Consider the following 12,791-nt stretch of genomic DNA (forward strand, 5'->3'; position numbering starts at 1 on the left):
GATGAAAAAGTTTTTCAGCCTGCTCGCCACTTTGCTGGTACTGGCTCTGGCAATCTGGATTGGCCGTACATTGTGGGTGCACTACATGCAAACCCCGTGGACCCGCGACGGCCGTGTGCGCGCCGACATCATCAACGTCGCCGCCGACGTCACCGGCGAAGTCGTCGACGTGCCGGTGCGTGACAACCAGTTGGTGAAAAAAGGCGACCTGCTGATGCAGATCGACCCCGAGCACTACCGCATCGCCGTCAAGCAGGCGCAGTCCCTCGTCGCTTCGCGCAAAGCCACCTGGGAAATGCGCAAGGTCAACGCCCACCGCCGCGCCGACCTCGACGCCCTGGTGATCTCCAAGGAAAACCGCGACGACGCCAGCAACATCGCCGACTCGGCCCTGGCCGACTACCAGCACGCGCTGGCGCAACTGGAAGCGGCCGAGCTGAACCTCAAGCGCACCCAGGTGCTGGCGGCGGTGGACGGCTACGTCACCAACCTCAACGTGCATCGCGGCGACTACGCGCGCATCGGCGAGGCCAAGATGGCCGTGGTGGATATGAATTCCTTCTGGGTGTACGGCTTCTTTGAAGAAACCAAGTTGCCCCATGTGAAGGTCGGCGATAAAGCCGATATGCAATTGATGAGCGGCGAGACCTTGAAGGGCCATGTGGAAAGCATCTCGCGGGGCATCTACGACCGCGACAACCCCGAGAGCCGTGAGCTGGTGGCCGATGTGAACCCGACCTTCAACTGGGTGCGGTTGGCCCAGCGGGTGCCGGTGCGGATTCATATCGATGAAGTGCCGGAAGGCGTGCTGTTGGCGGCCGGTATTACCTGCACCGTTATCGTGAACCAAACACCGAACTGAGTGTGGGAGCAGCGCCCTCGCCACACTGAGTCAGTCATTTCAGTGAATGAGCGACTTGGCGGCTCTGGTTTTGCGTCGGCGCTTGACCCGCAGCATGCTGGTGTAGCGGCGGTGGTTTTTGGAGTTGAGAACCAAGATGTAGAGCAGGGCTGAAAACAGCGGCAATAGGTTGAGCAGTGTCGGAGAGTGGTTTTCGAGATATGCGATTGCCAGCAGGGTATTCACGATGGCCACGGGTATAAGTATTCCATTGGCATGACGGAATCCCTCATACAGCATCTTCAGGCCTACGAAAAAAACCAGGCAGAGTGCCACGCCGGTTGCGAAAGCATATTCAGTGGGCAGGTGATTGACCGCGGCGTAGTACGACAGGCTGTGTGTCATATTGCCCGCAATACTATTCAGGCAAAGAAGTAGGGCACCGGCCCATGCCGGTAAAAAGCGATACGCGTATCGGCGCCAGACTTGATACTCCTTCAAAGGGTCGAAGCTATATTTCATAGCTTTCAAACTCCTCATACAGTGCAACAAGTATAGGGTTGATGTTTCCGGATATGCTGCTGCCCACGATAGCTAAAGTAGCTCCGATTTGATCTTTTAATTGAGTCATGATGCTTAGGCGTATTTGGGGGTTGCTGAAGCGTTTTGGTAAAGAACCTGACAGTTGTTTTAGGCGAACTATCTCCCGAGGATGACGGGGGTTTTTCAACCACAGCACCTCGCTGGTTAACTTTGCGCGTTCTTGGCGGCTCATGCGTCTCAATATGTCTGTCATGTCACGACCTGTTGAGCGCTTTATAGCCATCGCGGTTTTAACGGTGGCAAACGTACTGCTTCCCGCGCCGACTAGTGAGATGCCGTCCAAGGCAACAGTCATCGTCTGATACCAACCTAACGTGTCGTAATAGTCGTTCTCGGCGGGGTTGGTTAATTCGTTATAGGTCCGCCACAAGCTGTTCAAGCACTGCACGCCACCGGCAGCCGAGCCTGCATAGGCAATGTAGGACAACGCAAGGCTAGTGCCTGCGCTGAAAGGCGCCGCTGCCACTCCAGCCTTCGCGATCACGAAGCCAATCACCGCCCCGCCGCAGTTGGTAGCTATCCCCGACGCCTCCTTCCACAGCTGTGACTCACGCGGCGAGTTTGCCGCCAGCTTTGCGTACTCATCAGCAGTCATCAGCTGTCCCGCCACCTCCCGCAAAATCACGCGCTTGGGCCTGATACTGCACAGCGGCACAAATTCCCTCAGCACCGTCACCTGATAATCGCTGCCGATATGCACCACCCCAGCCCCGACGATGGCCGGGTCGGCGTCAATGGTTCGATAGAGGGCTGGCAGGTCCAGCAGGCTGGTCAGTCGCTGGCGCGTGGTGGTGTGTGCGGTTGGCACGCCGCTTTGCAGGAAATCCCTGGGCATCCTTCCACCTGTGGGTAGACAGAGGTGAAAGAGCGTGGAGATTGGTTCCTTGGAATGATGTCAGGCGGTTCGCTGTTTCTTGTAGTACCTGGCCCGACTAGCCAGGCATAAAGCTAAAAAAGTGGGAGCGGGCTTGCTCGCGAATACGGTGTGTCAGCCAACAGATTCGTCAACGGCCCACCGCTTTCGCGAGCAAGCCCGCTCCCACATTTTCGAGCGCATCAGGCCTTGATGAAGGTTTCGTGCAGGTGGCGCCACAGCAGCGCGCCGCTGGCCTGTTTCTCGAACACCACCGTGGCGCGACGATCGGTCTGCGTGCCGCTGTCATCCACTTGATGCTCGCGGTAAGTCACCGTTGCACCGCGTGCATGCCGGTCGATCCCGGCCATCTCACTCAAGGTGATCTTCAACCCCGGGCGCATCCCGCCCAGGCGTGTGAACAACGCATTGACCCCGGCCGCATTGACGCGCGTGCCGGTGGCGGGGGCGACCATGCTGAACTCGGGGGAGAAGCGCGCAAGCAGGTTCTGCAAGGTGCCCTGCGGTGCGACGCCAGCAAACCACTGTTCGATCTCGACGTGGGTCTGGATCACTTCTTCAAAAAAATCGCTGTAGTCAATCATTGGTCAGCCTCGCTGGCAGGGTGAAGCAGTGTCCGTACCCTGGCGGTATCCAGGCGCAGCACCGCAAAAGCAGGTAGCAGTGTCAGAGCTGCCGCCATCGTGAAGGTTATGCTGAAGGAATCCAAGGCCGACAACAGCGCACTGAGCGCCGCTGCCCCCAGGCAAAAGCTCATTTGCCGATTGATATTCCACAAGGCGCTGGCGTGGCCCATGCGTTCGGCAGGGATGTCGAGAAACGCCAGGGTTTGCGCGGTGCTGCTGCACAGGCTGCCGCCCAGGCCCATCAAGCAGTAGGCCGCGATGATCAGCGTCGGTTCGTTCAGCAACACAATGCCGACGCATTGCAGTGCCATGCCCGTCAGCAGTAAAGGCTTCGGCCCCCAGCGGTTGAACAGTGTTTTGCCAAGGTAGATCGCCACTGCCGACGCCAGCGCCCACGGCAGCATGAGTGCGCCGGTGCGGGTTGCGTCGTAACCCAGGCCGCGTAGATAAAGGACGGCAATCAGGCTGGTGCCAATGAAGACGCCAGGGATGAACAGGTAAACCAGCATCGCCACGCGCAGCATTGGGCTGCGGACTTGTTTGAAAATGCCGCCCACTTCCAGTCTCGGGCGTGGGTTCGTGGGCTCATCGGGTGTTATCCACAGCAGCGCCAGCAATAGTGTGATCAAGGCCAGTGGCGGGTTGGCGTAGAAGATCCAGCGCCAGGACATGCTGTCGACGATCAAGCCGCCCAAGGCGGGGGACAACGCTGGCACCAGCAGCGCCACGGACATCACCCGCGCCGTCAACTGGCTGCGCTCATTTGCCGGAAAATACCGGTACGCCATGGCCTGCCCAACGGGAATCAGCAAGCCGCCGCCCAGCCCTTGCAGCGCACGCCAGCCGATCAACGTGTCAATGGAAGCCGCCTGGCCAACCATCACCGATGCGCCCGCAAACAACAGCAGGCTGGCGGCGATCAACGTGCGCTCGCCCAGCATTGCCGCCAGCCACACACTCAATGGAATGATCAGCGTGAGACCGAGCAGGTACGCATTGCTGATCCACGCCAATTGCGTGACCGAGGCGTGCAGGTCGCGGGCGATGTCCGGGTAGGCGACGGTGGCGACAAACATGTTCACCAGGTCCAGGGCAAAGCCCAGCAAAAAGATCCAGGCGACTTTCGAGCGGTAGGTCATGAGCGCGATCCTGCGAATGAAGCGGGCAGGGTAGGCCGGGCATTGCAGTTGGGCTACGTCGGTTTGCCTGTTAGTTTGTCAAAAATATTTTGACAAAGGAGGCCTGGCCCATGGTCAGCCTGGACCGATTCGACACCTTCAAGGCCGTGGTCGAGGCCGGCTCGCTCACGGCTGCGGCCGACCTGCTGGGCCAGACCCGCGCCGTGGTCAGCTTCAATCTCAAGCGCCTGGAAGCGGAGCTGGGCGTGACTCTGCTGACCCGTAACACTCGCCAACTGGCATTGACCGATGCCGGCGAACGCTTCTACCTGCGCTGTACCCGCATGCTTGAAGAAGCGCGGTTGGCGGTCGAAGAAGCGCGTTCGGAGCACGCCCAACTCAAGGGCACATTGCGCATCACCACCACGGTGGAATACGCCCTGGCCGTGGTTGCCCCTGCCGTGGAGGCCTTTCGGCGTCTACACCCGGACCTGAACATTCACTTGTCCACGTCCTCGACCCATGCCGATCTGATTTCCGAGCGTTTTGACGTGGCGATCCGGTTGGGGCGCCTGCCGGATTCCAATCACCGTGCGGTGCAGTTGTCGACGTTCGAGGTATTCGCCGTGGCGGCACCGGTGTTTGCCGGGGCTGCCACCCTGGATGAACTGGAGCAGTTGCCCCGCCTGGGCCATGGACGGCTGACGGGATTGACGGTAACCGACCCGGCAGGCACCGAACGTCTCTACCGCGTCGGTCAAACGACATTGGTGGCCGACAGTGCAGCTGTGCTCCAGGCGTTCGCTGTGCACGGCCACGGTGTAGCCGTGCTGCCACAGTGGCTGGTGAATGACGATCTGGAAACAGGGCGCTTGGTGCGCCTGTTACCGGACCATCGCTTCGACCCCCAGGGGGTTTATGCGATGTATCCGGACACCCGGCATTTACCCTTGAAGGTGCGGGCGTTCATCGATTTCTTGAAGGGTTAGAGCGCGCCATCCAGCCCAAACCGTTTCTTCAACACCTTGTCCAGCAGCCCCTTGGGCAACAGCGCCGCCATCAACGGCAGCGCCCGGCTGCCATTGCCCGCGCGCAGCAGGCGTGGCGGCGTGGCTTGTTGTACGCCCTTGAGCACCTGGGCGGCAAACCGGTTCGCCGGGGTGGGGTTGTCCTGCGAGGCCTGTGAGCGCGCGCGAATGCCGTCGCGCAACGGCCACCAGGGCGATTTCTCGCTGATCAACAGCTCGGCCTGGGCGCCGGCGTTTTTCGCGAAGCTCGTATCGATGGCCCCCGGTTGCACTTCCATCACGCGAATGCCAAACGGCGCCAGCTCCATGCGCAGGGCATCGCTCAAGGCATGCACGGCGGCTTTGGATGCGCAGTAGGCACCGGCGAACGGTGTGATCAGCAACCCGGAAACACTGCCGATATTCACCACCAGGCCTTTACTGCGGCGCAGTGCCGGGAACAGCGCCTGGGTCACGCCGACGATGGAGAACACGTTGGTTTCGAACTGGCGCTGCATCGCCTCGGTGCCGCCGTCGAGCAGCGGACCCATGGCGCCGTAACCGGCGTTGTTGACCAGTACGTCCAGCTCGCCCAGCTGTTCAGCCAGGTGCTGCAAGGCGGCGCTGTCGTTGACGTCCAGTTGTACCGCGTTGAAGCCGTCGGCGGCTAAACCGGCGACATCGTCCGGGCGACGGGCGCTGGCCCATACGCTGTAGCCGGCGGCTTTGAACGCGTCAGCCAGGGCGCGGCCGATACCGCTGGAACAGCCGGTGATGAGTACGTTGGGCATGGATCAATCCTTTGTCAGTCCGAGAAGCTGCCTTGCAGGTGCTCGGCACGAAATTCCAGGGTTTGCGGGCGGTAGCCGGGGCGCAGCGGTGGGGCGGGCAGGCAATCGTCCCAGGTGGCGCCGGCCTGCAACTCGCCGGGGCCGCGGTAGCGCGGGGCGGCGTAGACGTTGTCGGCCAGGTTGACGGTGTCGCCCGGCGCATAGGCGGCGACGCGCCAGCGCAGTTCGGTTAGAGGCACGTCGTTGCCATTGTTGAGGACCAGTTTCAGCGGGCGGTCGGCGGGGCATTCCTCGGGCGCGTAGGTGATGCGCAGTTCCAGGCGCGCCAGTTGCGAGGCTTCGCGGTTGTCCAGCCAGACCACCCAGATGGCGACGAAACCCAGGCCGACCGCGGCCGCGAGGGATACCGGCAAGGCCTTGGCAGGGTAGCGCAGTAGCAGGATCAGCCAGGTGATGATCAGGAGAACGCCGAAGAACATGGAGACCACCTCGAATGGGGAACGAGCATCCTAACTTAAGCGTAGGTGGGTTTGGGCGGCTTGAGAGATAGGTTGATGCGGCTGACGCCTTCGCGAGCAAGCCCGCTCCCACATTTTGACCGCGTATAACCTTTGGAATGCAATCAACCTGTGGGAGCGGGCTTGCTCGCGAAGAGGCCCTCACAGTCACCCCCAAACCCACAGAAAAAGCCCCCGCCCAACCGGCTGCGGATAGGGGACGCAGTCGGCTGGACGGGGGCTTCTTTTTACGACTGTTTTACTGCGCGATAGTTTTCACCGACACGCCACGCTCAACCGGCGTCGAACGCCCGTAAATATCTTCAAAGCGCTCGATGTCATCCTCGCCCAGGTAGCTACCCGATTGCACTTCAATGATCTCCAACGGGATCTTGCCCGGGTTGCGCAGGCGGTGCACCGAGGCAATCGGGATGTAAGTGGACTGGTTCTCGCACAGCAGGAATACGTTCTCGTCGCAGGTCACTTCGGCCGTGCCGCTGACCACGATCCAGTGCTCGGCGCGGTGGTGGTGCATTTGCAGCGACAGGCACGCACCCGGTTTGACCGAGATGTGCTTGACCTGGAAGCGCCCGCCCATGTCCACCGAGTCGTAGGAGCCCCATGGGCGGTAGACCTCGCAGTGGTTCTGGGTCTCGCTGCGCCCTTGTTCGTTGAGGGTGTTGACCATCTGCTTGACGCCCTGGACCTTGTCCTTGTGGGCAATCATCATCGCGTCCTTGGTTTCCACCACCACGATGTTTTCCAGGCCGATTACCGACACCAGCTTGCCGTTGCCGTGGATCATGCAGTTCTTGCTGTCCTGGATCACCACGTCGCCCTTGGTCACGTTGCCGTTGGCGTCTTTATCGTTGACCGCCCACAGCGAGGCCCAGCAACCCACGTCGCTCCAACCGGCACTCAGCGGCACCACGCAGGCGCGCTGGGTTTTTTCCATCACGGCGTAGTCGATGGAATTGTCCGGGCAGCAGGCGAAGGTGGCTTCGTCGAAGGACACGGTGTCGGCATCCTGTTCGCTGCGCTCAAGGGTCAGCAGGCAGGTGTCGTAGATGTCCGGGTCGTGCTTTTTCAGCTCTTCGAGGAAGCGGCTGGCGCGGAACAGGAACATGCCGCTGTTCCAGAAATAACCGCCGCTTTTGACGAACTCGACCGCGCGTTTTTCATTGGGTTTTTCCACGAACTGCTCGACGCGGCTCACGCCTTCGGGCAGCAGCGAATCAGCGGTGGACTTGATGTAGCCGTAGCCGGTCTCCGGACGGGTCGCCGGTACGCCGAACAGCACCATCTCGCCGCGTTCTGCTGCCACGGTGGCCAGGGCCAGCGCACGTTGCAGGGCTTTCTGATCGTCGATCACGTGGTCGGCGGGCAGCACCAGCATCAGCTCGTCGCGGCCTTCGTTGACCAGCATCATCGCGGTCAGGGCCACGGCGGGCGCGGTGTTGCGGCCGAACGGTTCCATCAGGATGCGCTGGCAGTCCAGCTTGCGGTTGCTCAGTTGCTCGTTGACGATGAAGCGGTGGTCTTTGTTGCAGACCACAATCGGTGTGTCCATGCCTTCGAATACCAGGCGTTCCAGGGTTTGCTGGAACAGCGTGTGCTCGCCCGTCAGCGCCAGGAATTGTTTCGGGAACTGTTTACGCGACAGCGGCCAAAGACGTGAGCCGCTACCACCGGAGAGGATTACTGGGATCATGGGTGTTTCTCCTGAAAAATAGTTGGAAGCTGCAAGCTTTAAGCTGCAAGTGAAACGCTCTTCACTTGCCGCTTGAAGCTTGTCGCTAAATTGCTCGCGCGATCAGCGGGTCGACACCGGGCGTTTCACCCAGACTGGCGACAGGCTCGAACCGGAGCCGGTCACGTACAGCACCGCCGCTTCACCACGTTCCAACGCAACCGGCTTCACATCACCGACTTTTTTGTCACCGTCATACAACGCCAGGCTCACTTTCACCGGGTTGATTTCACGCTCGCCACGGCCCTTGGCCGCCACCGACTTGACCACATCGGTCTTGCCGTCGGCGGTTTTCAGGGTCAGGGCCTTGTCGCTGAGGTTCTGCACACGTACCAGGGATTTCTGCTTGTTCTTGAACGGCGGCTCTTCGATCAATTGCGGTTGGCCGCTGCCGTTGTTGACCAGGGTGTAGTAGTGGTCGGCGGCAAGTTTGACCGGCACGGTCTGGCTGCCGACCTTGGCGCTGTAGTCACCGCCGGGCATGAAGCTGAAGTCGCTGCTGGCCAGGGGCGCAACGTCGCTGAGGTTGGTGCTGCCAACCGTTGCGCTGACTTCCTGGTTGGAGGCGTTGAATACGCGCACAAAGCTGGAGCCTTTCGGTGCGACGGGGCCGTACAACGCGGCATCACCGGCGAAGGCCGACATCGACGCGATGCTCATGCCAGCGGCGAGGGCCAGGGTCTTGGCGAGACGACGAGGAGTTGTAGTGAAAGTCATGTGAGTTACCTCTCTTTCAGTTTTGCGCCCGGTCGGGCGTCTCGGATTTTTCAAGGGTGTTCAAAGCCATGTTTTGTTGGCGCGAACCGGCTTGTTTAAGCTGCGCAACCCAGGACGGGTCGGCATCACCGATTTCGTTGTTCACGGGCAGATAACGTTCAGGAAACTCCCAGATCAGCACTTGTGGCGGGCTGTTCTTGAAGTCATCGCTTTTCAGGTAGCTGAGCATCGGCAAGATCGGGCCGTGGCCGTCTTCCGAATAGTTGATGACGTCGCTGTGCAGGGCTTGCTTGAGCGCACCGACGAAGTTCCAGTTGGGGTTGGCGCTGTAGCTGGTGCCGACCAGCGCCACCGGGGTTTCGCTGTTGCTGAACAGCGCATCGTCGCCCCCGGCTTCGGCCAGATGGGTCACGCGTTTTTGCAGCGGTTCTTTCGGTGGCATCAGGTTTTCGAACAGCGGGTCCAGGGGCAGGAACAGACGCAGGTCGCCTTTATGCGGTGCGGTGCTCTCGGCCTCGGTGACAAAACGCTGCGGCTCGCCGCTCAGCGGGGTTTTCTCGGCAATGGTCTTGGCCAGTTGCTTGGCGGCGATTTCCGCACCGTCCGGCGTCCAGTGGGTATCGGTACGCAAGAACACTTGCGTGCCGCTCAGCTTGGCCTGTTGCAGTGGGCCAAGCAGGTCAGGTGCCGGGATCTTGTCGGCCGCCACACGGGCGTGGAAGTCCTGATACAGGTTGGCGTGGATGCTCGCCGGCTTCACGTCGCCGACGTGCTCCGGGTACAAGCGCACCTTGGCCGGGACAATCGCCATGACCAACTGCACACCTTGGGCCTTGAGCTTCTGGCGCACGCCTTCGACCAGCGCGTAGTTGCCTTGCAGGTTCTGGTCTTCGTTGACGATGGGATTGAACTCCTCGTCGCTGTACAACCAGTGGTCGCGGCCCAGCACCACGCCAGGGCGGCCTTCGTTGAACAGCTTGTAGTCCAGCGCCGCCCAGAGGTTGGTGCCCAGGCGCTTGATCGGGAACTCGTCGTCGTAGTGGGTCTCGACGGCCTTGGTCCAGCGACCGTTAAGCACGGTGGCATCGGCGTTGGTGCTAAAGCCCAGGAAACTGCGCATCGACCACAGCCCCAGCACCAACAGCATGGCCAGGAACACGGTGATGTAGAGCACGCGTAATGAACGGGTCATGTCGGCTCCCTCAGAATTGGAAGTAAAGGAACGGCGAGAAACTCTGCGCCGACAGTTTCAGGATCGATGCCGCGAACAGCAGCAGCACACAGGCCCGCATGGCGTAGCCGGGCACGCTGCGCGCCGGGTTTGGCGTCGCGGGATGGTCACGGTAGAAATCGCGCAGGCCAAAGAACGCCAACGTGGCATACGCCACCACCAGGGTTGCCACTTGCAGGCCGGTGAGGCTGGCGCGGTTGAGTTCCGACAGCGACCACTCGTTGAAACTGAACATTGCGCCATACATGCGGCCGGCAACGTGCAGGTTCTCAGCGCGGAAGATCACCCAGCCCGCGACGACCAGCAGGAAGGTGAAGGCCCAACGTACCGGGTTGAAGCTGCGCGGCGACGTGTTGAGGCCGATGGCTTTTTCAATCGCCAGCCACATGCCGTGCCACGCACCCCACACGATGTAAGTGATGTTCGCGCCGTGCCACAGGCCACCGAGCAGCATGGTCAGGAACAGGTTGCGGTAAGTGGTCAGCGTGCCTTTACGGTTGCCGCCCAGGGTGATGTAGAGGTAGTCACGCAGCCAGGTGGACAGGCTGATGTGCCAGCGCCGCCAGAACTCGGTGATCGACTGGCTGATGTACGGCTGCTTGAAGTTTTCCATGAAGCGGAAACCCATCATCAAGCCCAGGCCGATGGCCATGTCGCTGTAGCCGGAGAAGTCGAAGTACAGCTGCGCGGTGTAGGCCAGCGCGCCGAGCCAGGCATCGCCGGTGGTGGGGTTTTGCAGGGCGAAGCAATGGTCGGCCACCACCGCCAGGGTGTCGGCGATGAACACCTTCTTGATGAAACCCTGCATGAACCGCGTGCAGCCCTCGGAGAATTTGTCGAGGGTGTGGGTGCGATTGTTGAACTGGTCGGCCAGGTCGCGAAAGCGCAGCACGGGGCCGGCGATCAAGTGCGGGAAGATCGCCACGAACGCCGCAAAGTCGATGAGGTTGCGGGTTGCCGGGGTATCGCCGCGGTACACGTCGATGATGTAGCTGATGGACTCGAAGATGTAGAACGAGATCCCGATCGGCAACAGCACGTGGGTCAGGATAAACGGCTCCAGGCCCGCCGACTTCATCATCACATTGATGCTGTCGACACCGAAGTTGGCGTACTTGAAGTAGCCGAGGATGCACAGGTCGACGGCCACGCCGAGCAGCAACCAGCGCTGGGCCGGCTTGGTGCGCACACCCGCGGCACCGACCTTGAGGCCGATCCAGTAGTTCCACAGCGTCACGGCGGCGAACAGCGCCAGGAAGTCCACTCGCCACCAGGCGTAGAACACATAGCTGGCAATCAGCAGCAGCAGGTTGCGATAGCGTTGCCCGCTCAAGTAGTACAAGCCGAGGAAGATCGGCAAGAACAGAAACAGGAACACATTGGACGAGAAAACCATCCCGATCTCTCCATGTTTAACCAACAGTCAAGGGCCGCAGCCCCCCCAAACCCCCCCACGAAAATTCGGGGGCGGGCCGTACAACATTCCAACTGTCGAAACCGGTTCAACTGTGGGAGCGGGCTTGCTCGCGAATGCGGTGGTTCAGTTACAGATGTGTCGACTGACACACCGCATTCGCGAGCAAGCCCGCTCCCACATGGGGACCCTGTTCCTTCAGTTAGTTATTCAGGAACCTTTGTTGCCTTTTTCATGCGCCGGGTCGTAGACCTTGGTCAGGTCACCCCCCAGGCGGAATGTCTTGAATGGCTGCATGCCGTGCTTGCGCTCGATCACATCGGGGGCGCAGGTGTAGAGGTTGCAGAACGGCTCAAGCCAGGCATATTTCATGTCTTGCTTGAGGTCCTTCATGTCCTGCTGCTTGCCGTTCTTCTGCTCGAAGATGTCCGGGTCTTTCACCCCGGCCAGGACTTTTTCACCCAGGCGCTTGAGCGCGCTGTTGTTTTCCTGGCGCAGATCGACACCGTTGACCAACGCAAAACTGGCGATCATCGACAGCGGCGGCAGGGCGTAGTTGTGGTACGACAGGGCTCGTTGCTGGCGCTTCAATTCATTCGGCAAAAAGCCCTGGTCGTCGACCTGGTTCACGCCGACCTTGTATTCCTTCACTGCCCAATCAAACAGGTCGCGACGGTTGGTGGCGATGGACGTCGCCATCACCGACCAGGCGGCCCAGTAGGAGTGGTTGTTGGTTTTTTCCAGCGGCAGGTTGTCCCAGTCGCTGACCACTTGATCGGCAAGCTTGTTGAACCAGGCTTCGATCAGTTGGGATTCCTGCTGGTGATTGGCCAACGGGTGCGAGTCGGAGAACTTCAGGCGCACATAGGCCGAGGCCATGCTGCCCAGTGCCCATTTGCGCATGGACTTGCCGGTGTGGTTGAAGTCCTTGGACATCAATGCATCGGCCTTGGCCCACGACACCAGCCAGTTCAGGGTGCATTCGAGCTGTTCGGGGCGACCGTCACGCATGAACTGCATCACGCGCTTGCTGGTGTCTTTTTCCAGCTTGGTGATGTCGGCAGTGCTGTCACGGAAGGCTTTTTCCGACTGCACGTTCAGGGTGGAACGGGCTTTGTCCGAGCCTTCGTACTTGCTGCGAAACTGCAACGGCCCGGTGTACGGCGCCGGCATGGTGTCGCAGTTTTCCTTGAAGTCGCCGGTCTTGAACGCCTCGATCGGTGCGAAGTAGCCCTGGGGCGGACGCAGGGGCGCGGCGGCGTTGACCGAACCTGCAAACATCGCCAGGCCGAGTAACGTAGGGATCAATAACTTCTGCATAG

The 12,791-nt window shown here is 60.6% G+C and carries 13 protein-coding genes; 2 read left to right on the top strand and 11 right to left on the bottom strand.

What is annotated here, in order from left to right:
- Position 1: 1 nt before the first annotated feature.
- Positions 2-862: an efflux RND transporter periplasmic adaptor subunit gene (locus AC3ISR_RS04910; RefSeq protein ID WP_192297577.1), complete on the top strand. Its 861-nt coding sequence runs from the start codon at positions 2-4 to the stop codon at positions 860-862.
- 39 nt (positions 863-901) lie between these two features.
- On the opposite strand, the gene AC3ISR_RS04915 is transcribed toward AC3ISR_RS04910, so the two are convergent.
- The 4 genes from AC3ISR_RS04915 to AC3ISR_RS04930 form a co-directional block, all read right to left on the bottom strand.
- A complete protein-coding gene (locus tag AC3ISR_RS04915; RefSeq protein ID WP_463983253.1) occupies positions 902-1,363 on the bottom strand; it encodes a hypothetical protein in 462 nt (153 codons plus the stop codon).
- Complete coding sequence (ssp4, locus tag AC3ISR_RS04920) at positions 1,353-2,279, bottom strand: Ssp4 family T6SS effector (protein WP_463983254.1); 927 nt, start codon at positions 2,277-2,279, stop codon at positions 1,353-1,355. Before ssp4 ends, AC3ISR_RS04915 begins: the two co-directional genes overlap by 11 nt.
- 221 nt (positions 2,280-2,500) lie before the next feature.
- Complete coding sequence (locus tag AC3ISR_RS04925; protein ID WP_192297575.1) at positions 2,501-2,902, bottom strand: DUF4440 domain-containing protein; 402 nt, start codon at positions 2,900-2,902, stop codon at positions 2,501-2,503.
- Positions 2,899-4,083 carry an MFS transporter gene (locus AC3ISR_RS04930; RefSeq protein ID WP_463983255.1) on the bottom strand — a complete coding sequence of 395 codons (1,185 nt, stop codon included), beginning with the start codon at positions 4,081-4,083 and terminating at the stop codon, positions 2,899-2,901. The genes AC3ISR_RS04925 and AC3ISR_RS04930 overlap by 4 nt, the downstream gene beginning before the upstream one ends.
- Positions 4,084-4,193: 110 nt before the next feature.
- On the opposite strand from AC3ISR_RS04930, the gene AC3ISR_RS04935 reads away from it, so the two are divergent.
- A complete protein-coding gene (locus tag AC3ISR_RS04935; RefSeq protein ID WP_192297572.1) occupies positions 4,194-5,051 on the top strand; it encodes a LysR family transcriptional regulator in 858 nt (285 codons plus the stop codon).
- Here the strand turns inward: AC3ISR_RS04935 and AC3ISR_RS04940 are convergent.
- From AC3ISR_RS04940 to AC3ISR_RS04970, 7 genes are all read right to left on the bottom strand, one after another.
- Positions 5,048-5,860, bottom strand: a complete 813-nt coding sequence (locus tag AC3ISR_RS04940) for an SDR family oxidoreductase (RefSeq protein WP_463983257.1) — start codon at positions 5,858-5,860, stop codon at positions 5,048-5,050. The genes AC3ISR_RS04935 and AC3ISR_RS04940 overlap by 4 nt on opposite strands.
- Positions 5,861-5,874: 14 nt before the next feature.
- Positions 5,875-6,339 carry a multidrug transporter gene (locus tag AC3ISR_RS04945; RefSeq protein ID WP_124527405.1) on the bottom strand — a complete coding sequence of 155 codons (465 nt, stop codon included), beginning with the start codon at positions 6,337-6,339 and terminating at the stop codon, positions 5,875-5,877.
- Positions 6,340-6,616: 277 nt separating this feature from the next.
- On the bottom strand, positions 6,617-8,068 hold the full coding sequence (locus tag AC3ISR_RS04950) for a mannose-1-phosphate guanylyltransferase/mannose-6-phosphate isomerase (RefSeq protein ID WP_192297569.1): 1,452 nt from the start codon (positions 8,066-8,068) through the stop codon (positions 6,617-6,619).
- A gap of 102 nt (positions 8,069-8,170) precedes the next feature.
- Positions 8,171-8,824 carry an alginate O-acetyltransferase AlgF gene (locus AC3ISR_RS04955; protein ID WP_192297567.1) on the bottom strand — a complete coding sequence of 218 codons (654 nt, stop codon included), beginning with the start codon at positions 8,822-8,824 and terminating at the stop codon, positions 8,171-8,173.
- Positions 8,825-8,840: 16 nt separating this feature from the next.
- Positions 8,841-10,016, bottom strand: coding sequence for an alginate O-acetyltransferase (locus AC3ISR_RS04960; protein ID WP_192297565.1), 1,176 nt, complete (start codon positions 10,014-10,016; stop codon positions 8,841-8,843).
- 10 nt (positions 10,017-10,026) lie between these two features.
- A complete protein-coding gene (locus AC3ISR_RS04965) occupies positions 10,027-11,451 on the bottom strand; it encodes an MBOAT family O-acyltransferase (protein ID WP_463983258.1) in 1,425 nt (474 codons plus the stop codon).
- Between the two features lie 228 nt (positions 11,452-11,679).
- On the bottom strand, positions 11,680-12,789 hold the full coding sequence (locus tag AC3ISR_RS04970) for a mannuronate-specific alginate lyase (protein ID WP_192297561.1): 1,110 nt from the start codon (positions 12,787-12,789) through the stop codon (positions 11,680-11,682).
- Positions 12,790-12,791: the final 2 nt, after the last annotated feature.

It is taken from the genome of Pseudomonas sp. GL_117, assembly GCF_057835125.1.

Bases quoted from the DNA above. Each gene is read 5' to 3' on its own strand.
- AC3ISR_RS04910 (WP_192297577.1), top strand. From the start codon at position 2: ATGAAAAAGTTTTTCAGCCTGCTCGCCACTTTGCTGGTACTGGCTCTG.
- AC3ISR_RS04915 (WP_463983253.1), bottom strand. From the start codon at position 1,363: ATGAAATATAGCTTCGACCCTTTGAAGGAGTATCAAGTCTGGCGCCGA.
- ssp4 (WP_463983254.1), bottom strand. From the start codon at position 2,279: ATGCCCAGGGATTTCCTGCAAAGCGGCGTGCCAACCGCACACACCACC.
- AC3ISR_RS04925 (WP_192297575.1), bottom strand. From the start codon at position 2,902: ATGATTGACTACAGCGATTTTTTTGAAGAAGTGATCCAGACCCACGTC.
- AC3ISR_RS04930 (WP_463983255.1), bottom strand. From the start codon at position 4,083: ATGACCTACCGCTCGAAAGTCGCCTGGATCTTTTTGCTGGGCTTTGCC.
- AC3ISR_RS04935 (WP_192297572.1), top strand. From the start codon at position 4,194: ATGGTCAGCCTGGACCGATTCGACACCTTCAAGGCCGTGGTCGAGGCC.
- AC3ISR_RS04940 (WP_463983257.1), bottom strand. From the start codon at position 5,860: ATGCCCAACGTACTCATCACCGGCTGTTCCAGCGGTATCGGCCGCGCC.
- AC3ISR_RS04945 (WP_124527405.1), bottom strand. From the start codon at position 6,339: ATGTTCTTCGGCGTTCTCCTGATCATCACCTGGCTGATCCTGCTACTG.
- AC3ISR_RS04950 (WP_192297569.1), bottom strand. From the start codon at position 8,068: ATGATCCCAGTAATCCTCTCCGGTGGTAGCGGCTCACGTCTTTGGCCG.
- AC3ISR_RS04955 (WP_192297567.1), bottom strand. From the start codon at position 8,824: ATGACTTTCACTACAACTCCTCGTCGTCTCGCCAAGACCCTGGCCCTC.
- AC3ISR_RS04960 (WP_192297565.1), bottom strand. From the start codon at position 10,016: ATGACCCGTTCATTACGCGTGCTCTACATCACCGTGTTCCTGGCCATG.
- AC3ISR_RS04965 (WP_463983258.1), bottom strand. From the start codon at position 11,451: ATGGTTTTCTCGTCCAATGTGTTCCTGTTTCTGTTCTTGCCGATCTTC.
- AC3ISR_RS04970 (WP_192297561.1), bottom strand. From the start codon at position 12,789: ATGCAGAAGTTATTGATCCCTACGTTACTCGGCCTGGCGATGTTTGCA.